Source organism: Streptomyces sp. TRM49041 (assembly GCF_008271805.1).
Classification (GTDB): Bacteria; Actinomycetota; Actinomycetes; order Streptomycetales; family Streptomycetaceae; genus Streptomyces.
In genome coordinates this window covers 1-21568 of sequence record NZ_VSRY01000157.1, presented here as the reverse complement: position 1 = coordinate 21568, position 21568 = coordinate 1, and the positions used below count along the sequence as shown (strand labels likewise).

Sequence of the window (21568 nt, the reverse complement as noted above, 5' to 3'; positions counted from 1 at the left end):
CTGTGCCCGGCTGTCGGGGGATGGGGGAGAACAGATGATCGCCAGAGTGCTGGGCCCTCTGCGTGTGACGATGAACGGCGATTCGGTGGTACCCGCCGCACGGAAGGCCAAGAAGCTGCTGGCGGTGCTCATCCTGAACCACGGCCGGGTCGTCCAGCGCGACACCATCGAGCGTGAACTGTGGGGGCTTGACGTGCCGATGAGCGCGTCGACCGGCATCCAGAACTCCGTCATGCAGATCCGCAAGAGCATCGCGCTGAGCCAGCGTGGCGCCGCCGCGTGCAGATCGCCCAAGGAGATCCTGGTCACCGAACCGACCGGCTACCGCCTCGACGTGCCCTGCGGCGAGCTGGACGTGTCGCACTACCGCCGACTGGTCGCGGAGGCGGGCGATGCGGCGGAGCGCGGCGATCTGACCCTGGCCTCGGCCCAGTTGAACAGCGCCCTGAAGCTGTGGCGGGACGCCCCGCTGGCGGACGTCCCAGCCGGTCCGGTGTTGCGGGCGCACGTACGACAGCTGGAGGAGGGGCGCAGGTCGGTGCTCAGCCGTAGGGTCGCGCTCGACCTGCGGCTCGGACGGTACTCGGAAGTCATCGGCGAACTCCACGCGTTGGCGGCGCTCAACCCGTACGACGAGACGCTCCACGAGTACCTGATCCTCGCCCTGTACCTGTCGGGGCGGCGCAACGACGCGCTCGCCGCGTACCAGGACGTACGCACCGCGATGGCCGACGGGACCGGACTGGAGCCCTCGCCACAGCTGCGCCGGCTCCAGCAGGGCATCCTGAGCGGAGACGGAAGCCTGGACGAACATCTGGAGCGACGCCTACTGAAACGCCCCGGAACCTGGGAGCGGCTCGGGCAGCCGACGGGCGTGTAGCTCGCGCAACTCCTCGGACAGCAGCGCCCGGCCGTACGGAGTGAACGGGAAGAAGTGCCCGCCATCGGCGAGTCGCGCGCGGAACGGCCCGGAGGTGAAGTGGCCCCACAGCGGCAGCACGGCCGGATCGACGAGGGGGTCGTCCCGGCCTGCCAGCGCCGTCAGCGGCACGGTCAGCGGCGCCGGGGGACAGGGACCACCGCCCACGGCCCGAAGCGCGTCGCGCGTGAGGGCGAGATCGTGGGCGAGGACCCGCTGGGCGTCGTTGAGAGCCGGGTTCTCCAGGGCGTCGGCCGGCAGCCGGTGCGCGGCCAGGACGGCGGCCCACTCGTCCCGTCCATCCGGCCGCCCGGGAAGGCGGAGGCCGCGGGCACCCGGCACCGAGCAGCTGACCACCAGTCCGTCGCACCGCGCCCCGCCCCGGTGGGCGGTGGCCACGGCCAGCAGCGCGCCCATGCTGTGCCCGAAGAACACGGTGGGCACGGGCGTGAGCGCGCCCAGCTCCGCGTCGACCGCCCCGACCGCCTCCGCCGTCGACAGGCAGGGCGGCAGGCCCGCCCGGCGCTCCCGGCCGGGAAGCGTCACGCCGACCACCTCGACATCGTCCGGCAGCTCCGACACGAGGGTCGCGTAGCGCTCCGTGCCGGCGCCCGCGTGCGGGAAGACGACGAGGCGGCCGCCGAGCCGCGACGCGGGCCGCAGCACGGCCGTCCACCGGTCGACGGGTGGGGGAGACATGGCATGGGCTCCTGTGGCTCGTGCTGCTTGTACTGCTCGGCTACTCGTGCGGGTCGTGCCGCTCGTGCGGCCGCACCGTTCGTGCGGCTTCCACGGCTCGTGCCGGGTGGCGTTCAGGCCGAGGTGAGGACGAGCGCGGCATTGTGACCGCCGAAGCCGAGCGACGTACTGACGGCCACGTCCACCCGGGTCCTACGGGGCTCACCGCTGACGACGTCCAGCTCGATGGACGGGTCCGGGTTCTTCAGGTTCGCAGTCGGAGGCACCACGCCGTGCTGCACGGCCAGTACCGCGTAGGCCGCCTCGATCGCGCCGGCCGCGGCCAGCGCGTGGCCGGTGACGCCCTTGGTGGAGGTCACCGCCGCGCGGTCGCCCAGGACCCGGCGCAGCATCCGGCCCTCGATGACGTCGTTCATCGGGGTCGCGGTGCCGTGCGCGTTGACGTGGTCGACCTCGTCCGGCGCGACCCCGGCGTCCGCCAGCCCGCCGCGCAGGGCCCGCTCGATGCCCTGACCGTCCGGATGGGGCGCGGTGGCGTGGTGGGCGTCGGACGAGGCACCGTAGCCCCCGACCAGCGCGCGTACCGTCGCGCCCCGGGAGCGGGCGTCCGCGGTGCGCTCCAGGACCAGCACCCCGGCGGCCTCGGCCGCGACGAAGCCGTCGCGCTCGGCGTCGAAGGGCTTGCACGCGTGCTCGGGAGCGTCGCCCGACCGGGAGAGGGCGCCCATCCTGCCGAGGCCCGCCATCACCGTCGGGGTGAGCGCGGACTCGCTCGCACCGGCCAGCACGATGTCGCAGGCCCCCGATCGCAGCCAGTCCCGCGCGGTCCCGACCGCCGTCGCCCCCGAGGCGCACGCCGTGGCGGTGACCATGCTGGGCCCGGTCGCGCCGACGTCGATCGCCAGGTAGCCGGCGGCCATGTTGGGCATGTACTTCGTCACCAGCAGCGGGGACACCTTCGCCGGGCCGCGCTCACACAGGACGAGATGCTGCTCCTCGAACGTCGCCGCGCCGCCCAGCGAGTTGCCGAGCACCACGCCGACTCGCCTGCCGTCCCAGGTCTCCGGGTTCCATCCGGCGTCCCGCACCGCCATCCGCCCCGCGACCAGGGCGAGTTGCACAAACCGCTCCAGCTGCCAGGAGGCGAAGCCGCCCAGCAGTTCCTCGGCGTGGAAACCGGGGACACGGCAGGAGAAGTCGACCGGCATCCCGTCGAGTGCGCCGTCCCGCGTGGCGCGGGAGCGCCCCGAGAGCAGCCGCTCCCAGTTCTCCTCCACACCGATCCCGGCGGGGGTGACCAGGCCGAGACCGGTGACGGCTATGTCACCGCCGAGTGCCGTCATCGGACCGCCGCTCCCTTGGCGGCCAGCAGCTCAACGAGGCCCTCGATGGTGTGGTGCTCGGTCAGCTCGCCGTCGTCGATCTCGACGCCGAACTCCTTGTCCAGGACCAGGCCGAGCTCGATCAGTACGAGTGAGTCGAAGGAGAGCTTGCCGAGCGTCACGTCCGGCTGGATGGTGTCCGCCTTGACCTTGAACTGGTCCGAGAGGAGGGCGGAGACCCGCTGCTCGATGTCCTGCATGGTGTGTGCTCCGATCGTGGATGGTGGTGTGAGTGCTCAGTGCTCAGTGCTCAGTGCTCAGTAGTCGGTCGGTGAGGGGGACACGGGCGCCGCGTCGGACCGGATCGCGGTGACGTCAGGCCACACCAGGGCGACCGACCCCCAGGTGAGCCCGCCGCCGAAACCGCCGAGTACGATCCGTTGGCCCGGGCTCAGTTCGCCGGAGACACACGCGTCGGCCAGCACGAGCGGGACCGACGCGGCGACGGTGTTGCCGACCCGGTCGATGTTGGACGGGAAGCACTCCGCCGGTACGTCGATCTGCTCCGCCACCGCCGCCAGGATCCGGGCGTTGGCCTGGTGCAGTACGACCCGGTGGATGTCGGCGGGCGCCCAGCCGACCTCGGCCGCCGTCGCCCGCACGGAGGTCGCCATGCGCCGTACTGCGTGCGCGAAGACCGGGCGGCCCTCCATCCTGAAGTAGGTGTCCCGGTCCCTGGCGGGCAGCCCGGTGGAGCGCTGCCGCGACCCGCCGGCCTTCACCTCGATGAGCTCGCTGCGCGTCCCGTCGCTGCCCAGGCGCAGACCCATGAGCGCGCCCGGCTCCGTCGGCCGCCCGGCACGCAGGAACACCGCCCCGGCCCCGTCGCCGAAGATCGCCCGGGTGGTCCGGTCCAGGGGGTCGAGGATCGTGGAGAACGTGTCCGCCCCGATGACGAGGGCGGTCCGCGCGAACCCGGACGCGATCATGCCCCCGGCGACCCCCAGCGCGTACACGAACCCCGTGCACACCGCGGCGACGTCGAACGCCGCCACTCCGGTCAGACCGAGCCGGGACGCGACCTCCGGTGCGGTCGCAGGGCACGGGCGGTCCGGTGTGCTGGTGGCCACGACGACGACGTCGGCGTCGTCCGCCCCGGCGGACTCCAGCGCCCGGCGGCCCGCCTCGACGGCCAGGTCGCTCGTGGCGCCGCCGGGGGCGATGACGTGCCGCCGGCGGATGCCGGTGCGGCTGCGGATCCACTCGTCGGAGGTGTCCAGCCGCTCGGCGAGGGCTTCGTTGGTGACCACGGCGGGCGGTACCCAGGCGCCGACCCCCGCGACCACCGCCGCCCGGTCGGTGCCGCTCACCCGGCGCTCCGGCCGGCGTCGCAAGGGCGCCTCGTCATGGTGCTGGTCGTGTCGCGCGTTGCCGTCACTGCGTCATCCCTCCGGGGCTCTCGTCGGAGCACTCAAGGTGGCAACGCCGACTCCGATTTGCCTCACCGGCGTCCCATGCGCGGCCCACGCGGCGCTCACCCCGGCCGTGAGTGCCGCGTGAGCGGTCCGGGAGTACGCGCGGAGACCATGGACACCGGTACGCGCACGACAAGGCACGACATGGCACGACGAGGCACAAGGAGACACACGTGCGACAACGCAGGATCGGCAGGAACGGACCGTCGGTCTCCGCCGTCGGGCTGGGGTGCATGGGCATGTCCGAGTTCTACGGCCCGACGGACGAGGGCGGCAGCCTGGAGACCCTCACGGCGGCCCTCGACTCCGGCGTCACCTTCCTCGACACGGCCGACATGTACGGCAAGGGCCACAACGAACGCCTGGTGGGCCGCGCCGTCGCCGGGCGCCGCGACGAGGTGTTCCTGGCCACCAAGTTCGGTATCAGGCGCGACGAGACCGACCCGCGCCTCGGCCGGATGGTCGACTCCAGTCCGGAACACTGCCGCCGCGCCATCGACGCCTCCCTCCAGCGGCTCGGCGTCGACCACGTCGACCTCTACTACCTGCACCGCCGCGACCCCGATGTGCCCATCGAGGAGACGGTCGGGGCCATGGCCGAACTGGTGCGGGCGGGCAAGGTGCGGCACCTGGGCCTGTCCGAGGTGACGGCCGACACGCTGCGCAGGGCGCACGCGGTGCACCCCATCGCGGCCCTGCAGACCGAGTACTCGCTGTGGACCCGTGAGGTCGAGGACGAAGTCCTGCCCGCGGCACGGGAGCTGGGCACCACGCTGGTCGCGTACTCACCCATCGGCCGCGGCTTCCTCACCGGGACCATCACCCGGCCCGAGGACCTCGACCCCACCGACTTCCGGCACTCGCACCCCCGCTTCCAGCAGGAACACCTGCGGCGCAACGTACGCATCGTCGAACGGCTGCGGGAACTCGCCGCCGAGTTCGGCTGCAGCCCCGTGCAGCTCGCGCTGGCCTGGCTGCTGGCCCAGGGCGAGGACATCGTCCCCATCCCGGGCACGCGCCGCATCCCGTACCTGCGCGAGAACGTCGCCGCGGCGGAGCTGCGGCTCACCGACGAGCAACTGGCCGCGGTGTCGGCCGCGGTGCCGCGTACCGCCGTGTCGGGCGAGCGGTACGACGCGGCGGGCATGGCGACCGTCGGTCGCTGACACCTCGTCCGCCACCCCGGGCGCCCGTACCACCTCCCCCCCACCGACTTCCCCAACCACATCCCGCCCAGCCACCTCCCCACCACCCTTCAGAGGACAGCCCCATGGCAGAGAAGCTCAAGCAGCTGAAGCTGGCCGCCGTCAACATCGACGGCGTGCTCCTGAACGACACCTTCAGCCCCGTCATCCACAACTTCATCGTCAGCCGCGGTGGCGAGTACACGGCCGAGGTCGAGCGCAGCATCTTCTCCCAGCCGCAGCTCGTGGGCGGCCAGGGCATGGCCAACGCGGCCCGCGTCCCGTGGACCGCCCAGGAGGCCATCGACGTCTACTTCAAGGAGCGCGAGGAGTACCTGCGCGACCACCCCGTCGAACTCATCGACGGAGCCGTCGAGCTGCTGCGCCGACTGCGCGCCCTCGGCCTGAAGACGGTCAGCTACGGCGGTCTCGACAAGGCCCACTTCGACACGTACCTGGGCGGCCGGTACGGCGACCTGTTCGACGAGCCCGGCTACGTCTGCACCAACGACTTCCGCCCGGGCCTGCGCGAGATCACCACCGAGGTCTTCGGCCTGGAGTACGACCAGGTCCTCTTCATCGACGACGTGGCGCGGGTCGCAGAGGTGGCCAAGGCCCTGGACATCCCGTTCATCGGCCACCCCAGCTCCTTCGAGCACAGCTTCCAGCCGCAGTTGATGCGCGAGGCCGGCGCCCGCCACATCGTCGGTTCCCTGCACGCCATCGACGAGGACCTGCTGCACACCCTCGATGCCGAGGCCGCCGCCCGCTCCGTCTGGCACGGCTGAGCCCGAGCCCGAACCCGAGCCCGGCGCCGCGGCCGGGCGGGGCGGTCACCACGCCCTCCCCGCCCGGCCGCCGCCGGTCCACACCCCCGACCTCGCACAGGGCCGCGCACAAGCCCCTCGTACAAGCACCTCGCACAAGGAGCCGCCCGCCATGGGACACACCGCCGACATACCCCCCGCACCGGCCACCTCCCGGCACACCCTGCTGCTGGACTTCGACGGCGTCCTCAGCATGAACGCCTCCGGTCTCCTGCTGCGGGCCCTGCACGAGGGCATCAACCGCCATACGGAGCTGCCCATCGAGGCCACGGCTGCCCAGTTCAAGGCCATCTGCACCTTCCCGCAGCGCGACAGCCTGCGGGTGCTGTTCGCGGGCCTCGGCATCGAGCGGCACCTCGGCGCCGAGATCGAGTCACTGCGCTCGTGCCTGAGCGTCCAGGGGACACGGATGACCCTGGCCCGGGGGGCGGATACCTTCTGCGCCGAACAGCGCGCGCGAGGTGTACGGCTGCGGGTCTTCTCGACGATGGACCGCGGCACGGCGCGCCGTTCACTCCTCGACGGTCTCTTCGGCCCGGAGGACTTCGTACCCCTCGGCCACGCCTCCAAGGCGGACCCGGACACCTATACGGCGCTGCTCGCAGCCGAGAACGAGAACCACCCCGAGCGGTGGCTCCTCGTGGACGACTCGCCGCTGGCGCTGCGCGCGGCCAAGATCGCGGGCCTGCGGACGGTGCTGATGCGTGGAGACGTCTTCACCCCCGGCGACGTCGCGCCGTTCGCCTCCTTCATCGACGCGCAGGCGGACTCCTTCGCCGAGCTGGGCGACCTCCTGAGGGCCGACGCGGTAGCCGTCGGCGCCGCCCCGGTCTCGTTCCCAGCGGCCTGACCCCGTCGCCCCGGCACCCGACACTGGACGGATATACCCCCATGTCCCACCCCTCCGCCGACTCCGAAACGTTCCGGCAACCGCAAGGGCCCCGGGGACCACAGGTCGAACCACCCCCGGTGACGCCCGACGCCGTACAGGCGGCCGAGCCCGCCGACGCACCCCCCGCCGACGCGCCCCCCGCCCCGCGCCCTCCCCTCCCGACGGTCGGCCCGACCCGCACGCTGGTGGCGGTCGCCCTGGCGGCGGTGATGCTGCCGATCTCGGTGACCGGTCCCGGCGTGGCCCTCGCCGACATGTCGGACGCGCTGAACGCCTCGGCCGCGGCCACCCAGTGGGTCCTCAACGCCTACAACGTGGCGTTCACGGCGTTCATGCTCGCCGCGGGCTCCGCCGCCGACCTCTTCGGCCGCCGCCGGCTGTTCCTCTCCGGTACGGCCCTGTTCGCGCTGGCGTCCCTCGTCGCGGGCGTCGCGCCCGCCATCTGGCTGGTGGACGTGGCTCGTTTCGTCCAAGGCGTGGGCGCGGCGGCCGTACTCACCAGCGGCTCCACCCTGCTCGCCCACTCCTTCACCGGCGCCGCCCGCGCCCGCGCCTTCGGCGTCTTCGGCGCCTCAATCGGCTTCGGCCTCGCCATGGGCCCGTTCATCTCGGGACTGCTGGTGGCCGCGGCGTCCTGGCACGCCGTCTTCCTCGTCAATGTCCTGGTCGGTGCGGTCGTCCTCGTCCTGGCCCGGCGCCTGCCCGAGTCGAGGAACCCCGAGGCGCGGCGCATCGACAAGCCCGGCGTGCTGACCTTCACCGCGGCCCTGATGCTGCTGGCCCTCGGCTTCGTCGAAGGCCCCTCCGAGGGCTGGACCTCGGTGGCGACGCTCGGCTCCTTCGCGGGCTCCGCCGTGTTCCTGGCCGCCTTCGTCGCCGTGGAACTCCGCGGCGCCGAGCCCATGTTCGACCTGACCCTGTTGCGCAGCCCCACGTTCGTGGCGATCATCTGGCAGCCCGTCAGCATCGTCTTCGCGTTCGCGGCCCTGCTCGTCTACCTGCCGCCGTACTTCCAGGGCGCGGGCGGCGCCGGGTCCACGGCGTCCGGCGCGATGCTGCTCCCGCTCACCCTGCCCGTGTTCATCCTGCCGATGTTCTCCGGCGTGCTCGTCAAGCGGATCTCCGTACGGATGCTGCTCGCCGTCGGTCCCGGGGTGCTGGCCGTCGCGCTCCTGCTGATGACCCTCACCGACCCGGTCTCGAACCGGACCGGGATGTACGCGGCCCTGCTGCTGGCCGGTATCGGCATCGGCCTCGCCTTCGGCGTCATGGACAACGCCGCGGTGAGCGCCGTGCCGCCGGAGCGTGCCGGCATGGCGTCGGGCATGTTCAACACCCTCCGCGTCGCAGGCGAGACCATCGGCGTCGCCTGCGTCGCCGGACTGCTGCTCACCGCGACGCGGGGCGAGCTGTCCGCGCACACCGCCGCCGGCAGCGGCACGATGGCCGACGACGTGGTCCAGGGCCGGCTCGGCTCCGTACACGAGGCCGGCGGAGAGGACCTGGTACGGAACGCGGTCCAGGGCCTGAACCACGGCTGGGACGTGGTGTACGTGGTGCTGGCGTGCGTGGCGTTCGCCGGCGCGGTCGCCATCTTCACGATGGTCCGCGACAGGGACCTGGAGCAAGCGGCGACAGCTGGATGACGGCCGCTCAGCGAGCCCGAGGCCGGGTTTCGTACCGCGGTCCGGCGGTACGAAACCCGGCCGACTGTCGGCCGCGGGCGCCACGCCCCGCCCCCTCAACGACGGCGAACGAACCGGAACCCCGCCTCGGCGGTGCCCCGCCCACCCTGCTCGAAGAGGACGCGCACGCCGAACAGCCCGTCGCCGTCGCCGCCGCTGTCACCGGCGCCGTCCACGCCGCCACGTGCGACCACCACCAACGGCTCATCCAGCTCCGCGTAGGCGCGGAAGGCCGCCGACATCCCCGTGAGGCCCCACTCGGCGGCAGGCACCCCGGTGCTCTCCTCGGCCGCCAGCAGCCCGGCCTGCCGTCCCGCCTCCATCAGCACCATGCCCGGCACATGGTCCTGGGCGTGATCGAACAGGCTCGGATGTCCTCCGGCCACGCGGAGCCCGGCCCGCACCTCGTGCTCGCCGACGGCCGGATCGAGCAGGATCACGTTCTCGGCCCGCACCCGCCCCACGCGCGCGGGGGCGGCCAGCCCCGGGGGCAGCGGTTCGCGGTAGGCGTCCGAGGTGGGCAGGGGCCCGCTGCCCTTGCGGCCACGCAGAGCCCCGTACACCGTGTCGGCCACGTACTTGACCCGCATCGTCACCTCGCCCACCCGGGCACCGTCCATGGACAGCCGCATCCGGTAGCCGAGCCCCCGCAGCGCGCCGCCCACCCACCGGGCGTCATACGTCTCGGCCCTGATCAACAGCTCCGCGGGCCCTGTGACCCCACCGACGGCGGCGGCGCCCGGCAGGTCCATGTCCCACGACTCCAACACGAACTTCGTCCCGATCGGCGCTCCGAAGTGCGCGTGCACGGCATGCGTCTCGGCCTGCCGACAGCATTCCAGCAACAGCAGCGGATCCACGGCGTGGGCGGCCGTGTGATCGGTGTAGTACGCGTGCGACGGCGGCAGCTGGGCCGCCGCCACGAAGGACGTCGCGGCGACCATCCTGCTGTCCGTGAGAAACACCTCCGACAGCGCCCGCCGGTGCACGAGCCCCCTCGGCACCGTCCGCTCGAATCCGAGACGCGAGAGCGCGGCCTCAACCCCGTCGGACTCCACGACCGCAGTCATCCCAACACCCTTCCCAGTGACGATCTTCCAGCGGCCCTCACGCTCCCAACCCCCGCTCACGCCCCACTCACGCCCCCATCACACCCGCCGCTGAGACGATCGCCCCATGACTCATCTGGGACTGGTGACCGTGGTCGTACGCGACTACGACGAAGCCATCGCCTTCTACCGGGACGTGCTCGGCTTCGAACTCCGCGAGGACACCAGCGTCGACGCCGGCAAACGCTGGGTGGTGGTCGCCCCACCAGGGGCGCGGGAGACGGCCGTCCTCCTCGCCAGGGCATCGACCGGCGAGCAGGAGGCCCGCGTCGGCGACCAGACCGGCGGCCGGGTCGGCTGGTTCCTGCACACCGACATGTTCGACCGGGACTACGAGCGGCTGCGCGGCGCCGGCATCACCTTCGAAGAGCCGCCCCGCCACGAGCCGTACGGCACGGTCGCCGTCTTCCGGGACCTGTACGGAAACCGGTGGGACCTGATCCAGCTCAACGGGGAGTGAGCTCGTCCGGGCCGCCCGCGTGTGAAGATCTCCCGCGCCCCGCGCCCCGCGCGCGTATACGCGGTGCCTCAGGTGATGGCGAGCATCCGGCTCAGGGCCGGCAGGACGAGACCCACCGCGGTCATGACGCTGCCGAGCCGATTGAAGAACCCGGGGGCCGAGACTCTCCCTGTCCGCGAGGCTCAGATCGCCCGTGCGCTGCCCCCTCAGCTCCAGAGCGGCTCGGCGGCGCGTCAGCGCCTGCCTCAACGGCACAGGACCCCCGACGGGCCGGATGTGTCCGCGGCCGACACAGTGGCGATCATGAGCATGACGTGCGTCATGGCAGGCGGCCGGGACGGATGTCGCCGTGTCGGCCGACCAAGACGGAGGAATGGCAGCGGCCCGGCGGGGTGGCGGCCGCCACGGCCCGGATGGTGTCCCGCCAAGTGGTGTAGGGGTTCAAGGCGAGAAGGCGCAGGCCACGGCCGGAATCTGGAACCCTGGGGCGCGAGATCAAGTGATGGTACGTCAGCTCGTGGCGATGTATGGACTCGCGCGGTCGATCTTGGGTGTCCTACCTCCGAGGTCACGCCAACGCCCGCCGCGGCTGAGGCCGCGCGCCACAGCCGCGGCTGACGGTCAGTCAGGATCCTGGGTGCTGTCGATCGGCAAATCGCATGCGTGACCTGTAGATATCCACGTTGATCCCCTACACCACGACAAGGGACATGACCACGGCCCGTATGCGAGCGGCGGGTTGCGGGAGTCGGTTCACACCGGTGGCTGGCAGCTTCTTCGCCCCTCTGCCGACCGGTGCGGATGTGTACACACTCGTCAAGGTCATCCATAACTGGAACGACGAACAGGCAGCCGCCATCCTGCGCCGTTGTGCCGAAGCCGGCCGGGAGGACACGCAAGGTGGAGGCGGAGATCATCTCCGTGGTGGACCTCCTGCCTCAGCTGTTCGGCGAGATCCGGCAGCTTTTCCCCTCCCTTGGTGTCCTAGGCAGGACTGGAGAGCGGGCCGTCGACAGACAGCGGTGGCTCCGCTGCCCTCGTTGCCTGGCCGGCCTCGATGAAGCCACCGGCAGACCCTCGAAGGTCCGGCCGCTCCCTAGGTGATCGGCTGCGGGGGTCCGGCGGGGGTCGTACCTGTCCTGACCTGCGGTGGAGTGGCGGACAGTGGCTGTGGCAGGGGCCCGGCGGCGACAGCGGCCAGGTCGGCAGTGATGTCCTCGTGGGTACGGCCGGCGTCCAGAGCCCGACGCACGCTGCCGGCACTGAACCGCCACACCGACGCCGTGCCGCTGGTCTCCCGGTCCGCGACGAAGTCCAGGAGCGCGGCCAGCCGCGCGGACGGTGTGCCGGTGACGACGGCGGTGAGGTCGGCGCCGATCCGGGCCGTCGCAGTGGCCGAGGGCAGCAGCCGCCGGCACTCGATCCCCAGCCCCTCCGCGTCGCCGGTCCGCAGGCGGATGCCGATGGCGGACAGGGCACCTCGCGCGAGTACGCCGAGGAGTTCGGCCTCGCGGATCACCGTGGTGAACGGGGTTCCGTCCGGCGACGAGTCGGCGAGGGGGCGGTGCCAGGCGATCAGCGGCCCCAGATCCGAGGCGACCCGCACGCCCTGCCCCGCCGGGAACCACGCGGCTGCGGCCAACAGCCCGTGGCGGGCCTGCACACAGCCGTCGCAGGGCGGTGCGCCCGCGAGTGCGGCGAGCGCCTTGCTGTCCTCGTCGCGCGCCCGGGTTGGGGTGAGCGGCAGGTCACGCCATGCCTGGAGCAGTACGGCGAACTGCTCCGGAGGTTCCTGCTCCGCCCAGGCGTCGTAAGCCTCGGTGGGGGCCACGCGATCGCCGTCCCGGGCCAGCAGCCCGGCGGCGTACGCGGTCTCCAGGGTGAGGCGTACGACGGCGTCGTCGGCCTGGGCCGCCTTGCCGATCCGGGCCAGCTCACGCGCACCGATCCCGCCGGACTTCAGCCGGGCCGGCGCGGCCGCCGAGCAGGCCGACAGGACCGAGGCGGCACCGGCGGCGAACGCCGAGGCGGCGGCCGAAGCCTCGTGGTCGACCTCCCTCGGGGTGACCTGCGCCAATCCCAAGGAAGGCGGGACGGGTTGGAACGGGGCGTGCCGGCCGGCCCCGCGCAACGCGAGCGCCACCTCGGCGGGCATACGGGCCGGGCCGTAGCGGTGGCGGTCCTGGACCAGGAACCCCCGTTCCAGTGCCCATCGAGCGCCCGGTTCGGTATCGGGGCCCGGACTCCCGAACATGACGAACCGCGCGGGCCTCGCTGGCCCGGCCCCCGCTCGGCCTTCGAGCAGCTTCCGGGTCGCCGCGGGGGCCTTGGCGACCACGGAGAGGATCCGCTCCGGGTCGCTGTGGTGTTCCACCAGCGCGGCCAGCCGCTGCGCCTTGCTGCGCGGCGGCCTGACGCCCAGTGCAGCCAGCATTCCGCGCAGCTCGTCGGAGGTCGAGCCGGCGAGTAGTTCCTCCAGTTGGGCATCCAGGCCCAGGGGCGCGTCCCACGCCTGCCGCAGCGGTCCGGCCATGCGGAGGTTCCCCGCGCCGTCAGGCCAGACCAGAGCATGATCGGCCAGGGCCTCCAACACCAGGTCCAGTTCCCCGACGGCTTCGTCGTCCGCCGCTCCCAGCAGCTCCGCCAGGGCATCGCGCGACGCGGGCGCACGCAGCGCCGCCAGCGCCTCGGCCACCTGGAGATGCGGCAGCGCGAGCCGTGGCAGGGCAAGCGCCACCGATCCCGGGCGCTGAAGGCGGTCGGCCAGTTCCCCCACCGAGCGCGGCTCCGGAGTGGCCGCCGCGTCCCTCCGCGTCTCGAGCACGCGTGTCAGACGACAGCCGTCAAGGCCGCCCAGCCAAGTCGCCAGCGTCGATCGGGACTTCATGCCGGGCACCTCGCGAGATCAGACCATGGCAGCGGGGGAGACCCACCGCGGGGCTTCAAGGATGTCGTACCCCTGTGATCCGCAGATGCCGTACGGGACAGGACTCCCCGTTGGTGGGCGCCGACATCCGCGGGGCGCCGCGGGCAGCGGGAATTGGGTGTGTGTAAACGCAACCAGAAATGCAACCAGAGCACGACGACAAGCCGAGTCGCAGATTGCGGCTCGGCTCACGTGATCGAGCTTCCTGGGCGGGAGAGACCGCTCTGCATGCATCGAGATCGTCTAGACATGACCACCGGCAAGAGCTCGGGGAGCTCCTTGACGCGAGCCCAGCATCTGTTCCAAGACCAACTGAGACGGAAACTGAGACGGACAACGTCGAAGGGCCCCACCGCGAGCGGTGGGGCCCTTCGACATCGTGCCCGGTGAGGCACTGGCGGAGGATACGAGATTCGAACTCGTGAGGGGTTGCCCCCAACACGCTTTCCAAATGTTCGTCCGGGGGTTCTGGGCCGTACGGCAACGTCCTGACCTGCGGTGCAGCTGGTCCGTTCGGGGGTTCTGAACGGTGCTGCACGCCGGTGAATGCAACCAGAACTGCAACCACGGAAGTGGGAGCAGCGTGAGTGTGCCCAGCTTCTGCTCGTGGTTCCTGGTCAGCGGGGAATCGCCTCCTTACTCCCAGTTCTGCGACCATGCCGCGGTGAGCGCGGTGACCGGGTCACTGTCGGCTGGTGCCGCGGGCCACCATTCGCCGTCGTCGTCCCGGAGGTAGGGGTACCAGCGGGCGTCAGGGCCCAGACGCAGCTGGATGCCGTGGTGTGTGAGGGTGAGGCGGTTGCGCCAGGTTCTGAGGTGTGTGGGGGAGTCGGTCATCTCGGCGAGGGCCGCGTCCACGGCGGTGCGGGCGGTCTTCATCACCGTCGGATCGGGGGCGTAGGGCTGTTCGGCGACGGAGATGCCCGTGGGACCGCCGTGGCGCCAGGCGCGGGTGAGACGTGCGAAGGCAGTGGGTTTGGCGCCGGTGTTCTGGATCAGGTGGTGGAACCACTCAGGTCCGGGGTTGCTTGCGGCGATGCGGACGGCGTCCTGGTGCTGGGTCAGGTGCAGGTCGGCGGTGTCGCCCGCTAGGAGCCGGGCGGCGCGCGCGGTGGCGTCGGCCATGAGGCGTTCCAGGTCCGCGGCGGCCAGGCCGGTGCCGGGCGGCGGGGCGACGGGCAGTGCTGTGGTGTGGGCAACGGGTTCCGGGAGTTCGGGCAGTGCGGGGGGCTCTTCGGCCCAGTGGGCGTACGCGGCGGCGGCCGGTATGCCGGCAGGTGCCGGTTGGGCTCCGGTCTCCTGTGCTGCCGTACGGCGTACGCGTAGCTGGGCGAAGACCTCCTCGCGACCGCGGCCGCGCAGTGCGAAGAGCACGAACGGGTCGGTGTCGATGGTGGCGGCGATGGCGTAGCAGAGCGCGGCGGCGTGCTTGCAGGGGTATCCCCAGTCGGGGCAGGAACACTCCGGATCGAGCTCGGTGGGCAGTGGGAGCAGTGGGACGCCTGCGTGCCGGGCGTCGTCTACGAGTTCGGCGGGCATCTCGTCGTCGAGAAGTGCTGCGAGATGTCCGGCGCGGGCCGCGATCGTGTCGAGCAGGGTGTCCCACTGAGGGTCGGTGAGGACGGGCAGGTGGACGGCGGAGCGGTAGGGGCGGGGACTGCTGCCCTGGACGGCGGCTTTGACCTGGCCGGGGGCGATGGTGACGGCGCCGACCATGCCCTGGCGGGCGTAGGTGCGTCCGCGGGACAGGCGCCCCGAGTCCAGGGTGGAGTCCTCCAGGGCCGTCACCCATGCCTGGCCCCACCAGGTAGCGGCGAAGGCACGCCTGCCGCGAGCGGGCGCGCGGCGCTGGCCGGGAAACGAAGGGCTCATGTCTGCCTCCCCAGGGCGACGAGTTCGGCGAGGTCGGCATCGGACAGTTCGGTCAGGGCGGCCTCACCGGAGCCGACGACGGCGTCGGCGAGCGCGCGCTTGGACTCGAGAAGCTTCGCCACCTTGTCCTCCACGGTGCCCTCCGCGAGGAGTTTGTGGACCTGTACGGGCTTGTCCTGGCCGATGCGGTAGGCGCGGTCGGTGGCCTGGTCCTCGACGGCCGGATTCCACCAGCGGTCGTAGTGCACGACGTGGGTGCCGCGGGTGAGGTTGAGGCCGGTGCCCGCGGCCTTGAGGGAGAGCAGGAACACCGGCACCTCGCCGCGCTGGAAGCGGTCCACCATCTCCTCACGTGCGGTGACGCGGGTACCGCCGTGGAGGAAGAGGGTGGGGACTCCTCGCTCTGCGAGGTGCTTCTCCAGCAGGGTTGCCATCTGCTTGTACTGGGTGAAGACCAGCACCGACTCGCCCTCGGCGGTGATGGTGTCGATCAGTTCGTCGAGCAGGTCGAGCTTGCCGGACCGGCCGCGCAGCGGTGTCGACTGGCGCAGGTACTGGGCGGGGTGGTTGCAGATCTGCTTCAGCGCGGTGAGGAGCTTGAGAACCAGACCGCGGCGGGCGATGCCCTCGGCTTCGGCGATCTTCGTCATGGATTCGCGAACCACTGCTTCGTACAGGCTTGCCTGCTCGGCGGTCAGAGGCACGACGCGGTCGGTTTCGGTCTTGGCGGGCAGTTCGGGTGCGATGCCCGGGTCGGACTTCCTGCGGCGCAGCAGGAACGGGCGGACAAGACGGGACAGCCGGTCGGCAGCCTGTGGGTCCTCGCCCGACTCGATCGCTCGGGCGTGCCGGTCGCGGAAGGCCGTGAGCGGGCCGAGGAGTCCGGGGGTGGTCCAGTCGAGGAGCGCCCACAGTTCGGAGAGGTTGTTCTCCACGGGGGTGCCGGTGAGGGCGACGCGGGCGCGAGCGGGCAGGGCGCGCAGCTCACGGGCGGTGACGGCGTAGGGGTTCTTGACGTGCTGTGCCTCGTCGGCGGCGATCAGCGACCAGTCGTGCTCGGTGAGGGTCTCCCGGTCGCGGCGCAGGACGCCGTAGGTGACCAGGACGATCTCGTCATCGGCGAGGTCCTTCAGGTGGCGGTCGCCGCCGTGGTAGCGGCGCACGGGGATGGAAGGGGCGAACCTGGCGGCCTCGCGCTGCCAGTTGCCGAGCAGAGAGGTGGGGCAGACGACGAGCGTGGGGCCGGCGGTGGCGGGGTCGGTCTGGCGGTGCAGGTGCAGAGCGAGCAGGGTGATGGTCTTCCCCAGACCCATGTCGTCGGCGAGGCAGCCGCCGAGGCCGAGTGCACACATCTCGGCCAGCCACGCCAGGCCACGCTTCTGGTACCTGCGCAACGTGGCCTTGAGGGCGGCGGGCTGGGGCACGGGGGTGCGGGACTCGGGGTCGCGGATACGACCGACCAAGTCACCGAGCGCACCGACCGCCGCACAGGGGACCCGGTCACCGTCCCGTTCGGCCTCGCCGGTCAGCGCGGCGCTCAATGCCTCCATGGGGGTGAGCGGTTCCATCCGGCGGCGCTTGGCGCGGGCCACCAGCTTCGGGTCGGCGACCACCCACTGGTCGCGAAGCCGGACGAGGGGACGGCGAGACTCTGCGAGAGCATCCATCTCGGCCTCGGTGAGCGGCTCGCCGCCAAGGGAGACCTGCCAGCGGAAGTCGAGGAGGGCCTCGGTGTCCAGCAGGCCGCCCGCGGTGGAACCGGGGGCGGTGCGCTGCCCGATCTCCGCGGTCGCGGTGAGCGCCTTGACCAGCTCGCGCGGCCAGTGCACGTCGACACCGGCCGCGCGCAGCGCGTCCGTGGCGTCCCCAAGGAGATCGAAGGCTTCGTCGTCGGTCAACCGGAGCTGATCTGGAGCGGCATCGTTGAGCAGCCTGCGCAGCGGGGGCCAGGCGCGGGCGCCGCGGCGCAGGGCGAGAAGGGTCTCGGTCTCGGCGCGTGGGCCGAGCAGCTGCTCCACTTCGGTCGGCTCGCTCCAGAGTCGTGCGGCCTCGATGACGAGCGCCGGGTCCGCCGCGGTGTGCAGTTGCAGGACGGCCCGGAACTGCCGTCGGCGTCCTTCGGGTACTTCGACGCGCAGGGAGACACTGACCTCGGCGGTGAGCGCCGCCTGGGTTTCCTCGGCCCATTCACGCAAGGCGGGCACGGCGCGGGCCTCGCGCCAGGCGTACGGCAGCGCTCCCATGGCGAGCGGCGCGGCCGGCGTGCGGACCAGATCATCGGCGACCGCGTCGCAGAACTGTCTTACCAGCGCGGCCGGTTCGGCGATCCGTACCGGAGTGGGGCCAGGCTCGGGCAGGCAGTGGGCGTGTGGCGGGAAGGCGGCGGCCAGGGCGTCCAGCGTCTGGCGCTGGGCGGCGGTGCAAGGACCCACCTGCCAGGTGTCGTAACCGGCGGGAGTGAGGGCCGGGTGTAGGCGGCCGTCGGCGAGCAGCCGCAGCGCGAAGCGAGTGGCGGCCTGCCAGGCGGCGCCGGAGGGATGCGTCGGCTCCGCATCGGCCAGGGCGGAGACAGCGACGGCGACAGGCAGCGCGTAACCCTCGACCCTGCGCCGCCTGACCGAGCGGCCGTGCGGCAGGACCAGCTCCACCGCCTCGGTCTCAAGGCCGGTGGGCGCCATACTGTCTCCGGCTGCTGCCCCGGTCGGCTTCCACAGCAGCAGCCGCCCGAGGCGAGCGGGCTCACCGGGCAGGAACACCGCCGCCCAGCCGGCGCCGAGCAGTTCCCTCACGACGGCGGATGTTTCCTGCCGGGCCATCGGCGGTGCGCTCCTCGTGCCCGTACTCGGCTCTCGTGCGACGACTCGTGCCACTCTCTTCCGCCCTGTCGCTTGCCGGGCCCGCCCCTGGGCCGTTCACTACCGAACCCCACCAGGCAACGTCACGCGCTGGCAACCACGAGCCTTGGCTTGACTGCCGGCGACGGCGCCACGACGGATATGCCGCTGCTGAACACACCGGTCCTCAGCCGTACGGTGCAGCGCTACGGTGAGGCGATGAGCACCTGGGCCCCAGCCGCGCCGGAGGCGTTGGTCGAAGAGGCCACCGTCGACGCCTACGGCGAGAATGAGCAGCTCACCGGCCTCTTCGCGATGATCGAGGAGAGCCTTGCCGTGCCGTTCAGCACGACTGTTCCCGGCGTCGAGGTGAGCGTGGTCGGTGTCGATCCGGCCGAGGTGGACGCGTGGTCGCACGCTGCGCCCGGGGGGCGGTCCGGCCGGGCATCGGAATTCTGGACCTGCCGCTGCCGGCACCCGCCCCCGAGGGCTCGCAAAGGACCGAGACGTACCGCTACTGGGCCCGCTGAACTGGCGCGTCGTACAAGCGCCCAGCTGAGCCCCTGCTCGACCGGACAGTCGCCCCGACTGCCGCTGACCGGACCGACTGCGGGGAATAGACAGCACGTAGCGCGCATATCGCAGTATGCTTGCGGTCATGGCTGACACCACACGCATCACGGTGACGCTCCCCACCGAGCAGGTGGCGGAGCTGAAGAAGATCACGGACAACATCTCCGGCTACGTGGCCGAAGCGGTCGCCAGGCAGATCCGGCACCAGCTCCTGGGGGCCGACCTGCGCAGCCACACAGACGAGCACGGGGCCTTCAGTGAGGAAGAGCTGGCCGAGGCGCGGGCGCGGATCTTCGGTGCGACGTCGGCCGCCGGCGGCGCGAGCGCCGCGTGAGCGGGCACATTGAGACCGTCGTCCTGGACAGTGAGGGGCTGTCGGCCTGGGTGGCGCAGGACCGGAAGGTTCTGGCGATGTTCCAGGTGTTCCATGACATGGGAGCGGACCTTGTCGTCAGCGCCAACACCATCGTGGAGGTGAGCCACGCCAGGGTGAACCTGCCCCGACTGCAATGGGCGCTTTCCCGGGTCAAGGTGGAGCCGATCACGGAAACAGCGGCCAAGGCGGCTGCCCAACTGCTCAAGGGCGCCGGTCTGCACGGGCACAAGTATGCGATCGACGCCACCGTCGCGGAAGCGGCCTTGCGTCAGCCTGGCCCGGTCGCCATCCTCACGTCGGATGTCGATGACATGACCCGGCTGTGCGGCAGCAAGGTCCGGATGATCGGGCTATGACCGCGACATCGTCCCGGGACATGGGCAGATCCGCGTGGATCCGTGGAAGCCAGAGTCGCCGCAGGCCAACCCGTGATGGGGGCGTCGACGGATACGGGGGCATGACTGCGTTCGGTGTTCAAGGCTCCTCAGGGCGGCGACTGCCTCTTCGCTACGCCGTTGAGGACGGTCAACTTCATCGTGTGGGTCCTGGCGGCCCGGTAACCGTCGTGAGGTATCCCGTCAGGTGGTGTGGCTCCCCGCAGTCTGCGCCGGTCGCCTCATAGGGCGTGAGCGTGCGCCTTCCTGCTTGAGGTGATGTCCTAAATGTCGCGTATAAATGCAACCGAAACTGCAACCAAGGAATGCCGAAGAGCCGGACCGCAATGAGCGGTCCAGCTCTTCGTTTCGCCTGTTCAGGCGGCTGCGGAGGATACGAGATTCGAACTCGTGAGGGGTTGCCCCCAACACGCTTTCCAAGCGTGCGCCCTAGGCCTCTAGGCGAATCCTCCGCCGGAAACATTACATGACGTTGAGCCGTGCTCGCGAACTCGTTCCCAGGTCGGAGGATCGGGTACTCTTGGCGGAGCCCCTCACGTGGCGCTATCTGACTGAACTCCCCCAGGGCCGGAAGGCAGCAAGGGTAGGTCGGCTCTGGCGGGTGCGTGGGGGGCGCTTGCGTTGGTGAGTGAGGGCCGGCCGGGCTGTGATCTTCCGGCGGGGTGGGGCGCGGTCTTCTGGTGGGAGCGCGGGTGATCTCGGGGCGGGCCGGTTGTCGGTGGGGCCCGATATCGTCGTAAGCGTGTCGTCCCTCGCGCTGTACCGCCGCTATCGACCCGAGACCTTCGCCGAGGTCATCGGGCAGGAGCATGTCACCGACCCGCTGCAGCAGGCGCTGCGGAACAACAGGGTCAACCACGCGTACCTGTTCAGCGGGCCGCGTGGGTGTGGCAAGACGACCAGTGCGCGCATTCTCGCGCGGTGTCTGAACTGCGAGCAGGGGCCCACGCCCACGCCCTGCGGGGAGTGCCAGTCCTGCCGGGACCTCGCGCGCAACGGGCCGGGGTCGATCGACGTGATCGAGATCGACGCCGCCTCGCACGGTGGCGTCGACGACGCGCGTGACCTGCGCGAGAAGGCGTTCTTCGGGCCGGCGAGCAGCCGGTACAAGATCTACATCATCGACGAGGCGCACATGGTCACCTCGGCGGGGTTCAACGCCCTGCTGAAGGTGGTCGAGGAGCCTCCGGAGCATCTGAAGTTCATCTTCGCGACGACCGAGCCCGAGAAGGTCATCGGGACCATTCGGTCACGGACCCATCACTATCCCTTCCGGCTCGTGCCGCCCGGCACGCTGCGGGAGTACCTCGCCGAGGTGTGCGGCAAGGAGGCCATTCCCGTCGAGGACGGGGTGCTGCCGCTCGTCGTGCGCGCCGGCGCCGGGTCCGTGCGTGACTCCATGTCCGTCATGGACCAGCTCCTCGCCGGCGCCGACGAGGACGGTGTGACCTACGCGATGGCCACGGCCCTGCTCGGGTACACGGACGGATCGCTGCTCGACGCCGTCGTCGAAGCCTTCGCGACCGGCGACGGGGCCGCGGCCTTCGAGGTCGTCGACCAGGTCATCGAGGGCGGGAACGACCCTCGGCGGTTCGTCGCCGACCTGCTGGAGCGGCTGCGGGATCTCGTGATCCTCGCCGCGGTGCCGGACGCCGCCGACAAGGGGCTCATCGACGGGCCCGCCGATGTGATCGAGCGCATGCTGGCGCAGGCGTCCACGTTCGGGGCCGCCGAGCTCAGCCGCGCCGCCGACCTGGTCAACACCGGGCTGACCGAGATGCGCGGCGCCACCTCGCCGCGGCTCCAGCTGGAGCTGATCTGCGCGCGCGTGCTGCTGCCCGCCGCCTTCGACGACGAGCGGTCGCTGCAGGCCCGCCTGGAGCGGCTGGAGCGTGGCATGCACGTTCAGCCTGCCGGGCCCGGGCCCGGGCCCGGGCCCGGGCCCGCTGTGGGGTACGTGCCGGGGCCCGGGGCCCATGCGCCCGACGCCGTGGGGCCCGGGGTGCCGCCGGGCGGCGGG

General features: G+C 71.6%; 18 protein-coding genes, 1 tRNA gene and 1 other RNA gene. 11 read left to right on the top strand and 9 right to left on the bottom strand.

The window, feature by feature from the left end; all coding sequences use genetic code 11:
- Window positions 1-34 precede the first annotated feature (34 nt).
- Window positions 35-880, top strand: a complete 846-nt coding sequence (locus FVS66_RS25475; RefSeq protein ID WP_149183557.1) for an AfsR/SARP family transcriptional regulator — start codon at window positions 35-37, stop codon at window positions 878-880.
- Here the strand turns inward: FVS66_RS25475 and FVS66_RS25470 are convergent.
- From FVS66_RS25470 to FVS66_RS25455, 4 genes are all read right to left on the bottom strand, one after another.
- Window positions 827-1618 carry a thioesterase II family protein gene (locus FVS66_RS25470; protein WP_149183556.1) on the bottom strand — a complete coding sequence of 264 codons (792 nt, stop codon included), beginning with the start codon at window positions 1616-1618 and terminating at the stop codon, window positions 827-829. The two genes, FVS66_RS25475 and FVS66_RS25470, sit on opposite strands and share 54 nt — an antisense overlap.
- Window positions 1619-1731: 113 nt before the next feature.
- Window positions 1732-2961 (bottom strand): beta-ketoacyl-[acyl-carrier-protein] synthase family protein, encoded by a 1230-nt coding sequence (locus FVS66_RS25465; RefSeq protein WP_149183555.1) that lies wholly within the window; start codon window positions 2959-2961, stop codon window positions 1732-1734.
- Window positions 2958-3200 (bottom strand): phosphopantetheine-binding protein, encoded by a 243-nt coding sequence (locus tag FVS66_RS25460; RefSeq protein ID WP_149183554.1) that lies wholly within the window; start codon window positions 3198-3200, stop codon window positions 2958-2960. Before FVS66_RS25460 ends, FVS66_RS25465 begins: the two co-directional genes overlap by 4 nt.
- 57 nt (window positions 3201-3257) lie before the next feature.
- Window positions 3258-4310 (bottom strand): beta-ketoacyl-ACP synthase III, encoded by a 1053-nt coding sequence (locus tag FVS66_RS25455; protein ID WP_149183553.1) that lies wholly within the window; start codon window positions 4308-4310, stop codon window positions 3258-3260.
- 278 nt (window positions 4311-4588) lie between these two features.
- Here FVS66_RS25455 and FVS66_RS25450 point away from each other — a divergent pair, with 278 nt between their 5' ends.
- The 4 genes from FVS66_RS25450 (at window position 4589) to FVS66_RS25430 (ending at window position 8964) form a co-directional block, all read left to right on the top strand.
- A complete protein-coding gene (locus tag FVS66_RS25450; protein WP_262387199.1) occupies window positions 4589-5581 on the top strand; it encodes an aldo/keto reductase in 993 nt (330 codons plus the stop codon).
- A gap of 104 nt (window positions 5582-5685) precedes the next feature.
- Window positions 5686-6387, top strand: coding sequence for an HAD family phosphatase (locus tag FVS66_RS25440; RefSeq protein WP_149183552.1), 702 nt, complete (start codon window positions 5686-5688; stop codon window positions 6385-6387).
- A gap of 151 nt (window positions 6388-6538) precedes the next feature.
- Window positions 6539-7276 (top strand): HAD family hydrolase, encoded by a 738-nt coding sequence (locus FVS66_RS25435; RefSeq protein ID WP_149183551.1) that lies wholly within the window; start codon window positions 6539-6541, stop codon window positions 7274-7276.
- Between the two features lie 119 nt (window positions 7277-7395).
- Window positions 7396-8964, top strand: coding sequence for an MFS transporter (locus tag FVS66_RS25430; RefSeq protein WP_262387198.1), 1569 nt, complete (start codon window positions 7396-7398; stop codon window positions 8962-8964).
- A gap of 95 nt (window positions 8965-9059) precedes the next feature.
- Here the strand turns inward: FVS66_RS25430 and FVS66_RS25425 are convergent, their stop codons facing one another.
- The gene (locus FVS66_RS25425) at window positions 9060-10073 is read right to left on the bottom strand and encodes a ScbA/BarX family gamma-butyrolactone biosynthesis protein (RefSeq protein WP_149183550.1); all 1014 of its coding nucleotides are present in this window, start codon (window positions 10071-10073) and stop codon (window positions 9060-9062) included.
- Window positions 10074-10179: 106 nt separating this feature from the next.
- Between FVS66_RS25425 and FVS66_RS25420 the strand changes: the two genes are divergently transcribed.
- Together FVS66_RS25420 and FVS66_RS36620 are read left to right on the top strand one after the other, a co-directional pair.
- Window positions 10180-10572 carry a VOC family protein gene (locus tag FVS66_RS25420; protein ID WP_149183549.1) on the top strand — a complete coding sequence of 131 codons (393 nt, stop codon included), beginning with the start codon at window positions 10180-10182 and terminating at the stop codon, window positions 10570-10572.
- 710 nt (window positions 10573-11282) lie between these two features.
- Entirely contained in the window at window positions 11283-11633 is a 351-nt protein-coding gene (locus FVS66_RS36620) for a methyltransferase (RefSeq protein WP_149183548.1), read from the top strand.
- 35 nt (window positions 11634-11668) lie between these two features.
- On the opposite strand, the gene FVS66_RS25410 is transcribed toward FVS66_RS36620, so the two are convergent.
- The 3 genes from FVS66_RS25410 to FVS66_RS25400 form a co-directional block, all read right to left on the bottom strand.
- Window positions 11669-13459 carry a helicase-associated domain-containing protein gene (locus FVS66_RS25410; protein WP_262387197.1) on the bottom strand — a complete coding sequence of 597 codons (1791 nt, stop codon included), beginning with the start codon at window positions 13457-13459 and terminating at the stop codon, window positions 11669-11671.
- A 675-nt stretch (window positions 13460-14134) separates the two neighbouring features.
- The gene (locus FVS66_RS25405; protein WP_262387196.1) at window positions 14135-15370 is read right to left on the bottom strand and encodes an SWIM zinc finger family protein; all 1236 of its coding nucleotides are present in this window, start codon (window positions 15368-15370) and stop codon (window positions 14135-14137) included.
- Window positions 15367-18186 (bottom strand): DEAD/DEAH box helicase, encoded by a 2820-nt coding sequence (locus tag FVS66_RS25400; RefSeq protein WP_149183547.1) that lies wholly within the window; start codon window positions 18184-18186, stop codon window positions 15367-15369. Before FVS66_RS25400 ends, FVS66_RS25405 begins: the two co-directional genes overlap by 4 nt.
- Window positions 18187-18862: 676 nt before the next feature.
- Here FVS66_RS25400 and FVS66_RS25390 point away from each other — a divergent pair.
- On the top strand, window positions 18863-19111 hold the full coding sequence (locus FVS66_RS25390) for a hypothetical protein (RefSeq protein WP_149183546.1): 249 nt from the start codon (window positions 18863-18865) through the stop codon (window positions 19109-19111).
- Window positions 19108-19509 carry a PIN domain-containing protein gene (locus FVS66_RS25385; RefSeq protein WP_149183545.1) on the top strand — a complete coding sequence of 134 codons (402 nt, stop codon included), beginning with the start codon at window positions 19108-19110 and terminating at the stop codon, window positions 19507-19509. The genes FVS66_RS25390 and FVS66_RS25385 overlap by 4 nt, the downstream gene beginning before the upstream one ends.
- A 406-nt stretch (window positions 19510-19915) precedes the next feature.
- On the opposite strand, the gene FVS66_RS25380 is transcribed toward FVS66_RS25385, so the two are convergent.
- Window positions 19916-20000 (bottom strand) — tRNA-Ser (locus FVS66_RS25380).
- A 72-nt stretch (window positions 20001-20072) separates the two neighbouring features.
- Here FVS66_RS25380 and ffs point away from each other — a divergent pair.
- An RNA gene (ffs, locus tag FVS66_RS25375) (signal recognition particle sRNA small type) lies at window positions 20073-20171 on the top strand.
- Window positions 20172-20290: 119 nt separating this feature from the next.
- The coding region (locus FVS66_RS25370; protein ID WP_149183544.1) for a DNA polymerase III subunit gamma and tau at window positions 20291-21568 on the top strand (1278 nt) is incomplete at its 3' end.

What these genes read in the sequence shown, in the direction of transcription:
- FVS66_RS25475 (WP_149183557.1), top strand. Translation starts at nt 35, where the DNA reads ATGATCGCCAGAGTGCTGGGCCCTCTGCGTGTGACGATGAACGGCGAT.
- FVS66_RS25470 (WP_149183556.1), bottom strand. Translation starts at nt 1,618, where the DNA reads ATGTCTCCCCCACCCGTCGACCGGTGGACGGCCGTGCTGCGGCCCGCG.
- FVS66_RS25465 (WP_149183555.1), bottom strand. Translation starts at nt 2,961, where the DNA reads ATGACGGCACTCGGCGGTGACATAGCCGTCACCGGTCTCGGCCTGGTC.
- FVS66_RS25460 (WP_149183554.1), bottom strand. Translation starts at nt 3,200, where the DNA reads ATGCAGGACATCGAGCAGCGGGTCTCCGCCCTCCTCTCGGACCAGTTC.
- FVS66_RS25440 (WP_149183552.1), top strand. Translation starts at nt 5,686, where the DNA reads ATGGCAGAGAAGCTCAAGCAGCTGAAGCTGGCCGCCGTCAACATCGAC.
- FVS66_RS25435 (WP_149183551.1), top strand. Translation starts at nt 6,539, where the DNA reads ATGGGACACACCGCCGACATACCCCCCGCACCGGCCACCTCCCGGCAC.
- FVS66_RS25425 (WP_149183550.1), bottom strand. Translation starts at nt 10,073, where the DNA reads ATGACTGCGGTCGTGGAGTCCGACGGGGTTGAGGCCGCGCTCTCGCGT.
- FVS66_RS25420 (WP_149183549.1), top strand. Translation starts at nt 10,180, where the DNA reads ATGACTCATCTGGGACTGGTGACCGTGGTCGTACGCGACTACGACGAA.
- FVS66_RS36620 (WP_149183548.1), top strand. Translation starts at nt 11,283, where the DNA reads ATGACCACGGCCCGTATGCGAGCGGCGGGTTGCGGGAGTCGGTTCACA.
- FVS66_RS25410 (WP_262387197.1), bottom strand. Translation starts at nt 13,459, where the DNA reads ATGAAGTCCCGATCGACGCTGGCGACTTGGCTGGGCGGCCTTGACGGC.
- FVS66_RS25405 (WP_262387196.1), bottom strand. Translation starts at nt 15,370, where the DNA reads ATGAGCCCTTCGTTTCCCGGCCAGCGCCGCGCGCCCGCTCGCGGCAGG.
- FVS66_RS25400 (WP_149183547.1), bottom strand. Translation starts at nt 18,186, where the DNA reads ATGGCCCGGCAGGAAACATCCGCCGTCGTGAGGGAACTGCTCGGCGCC.
- FVS66_RS25390 (WP_149183546.1), top strand. Translation starts at nt 18,863, where the DNA reads ATGGCTGACACCACACGCATCACGGTGACGCTCCCCACCGAGCAGGTG.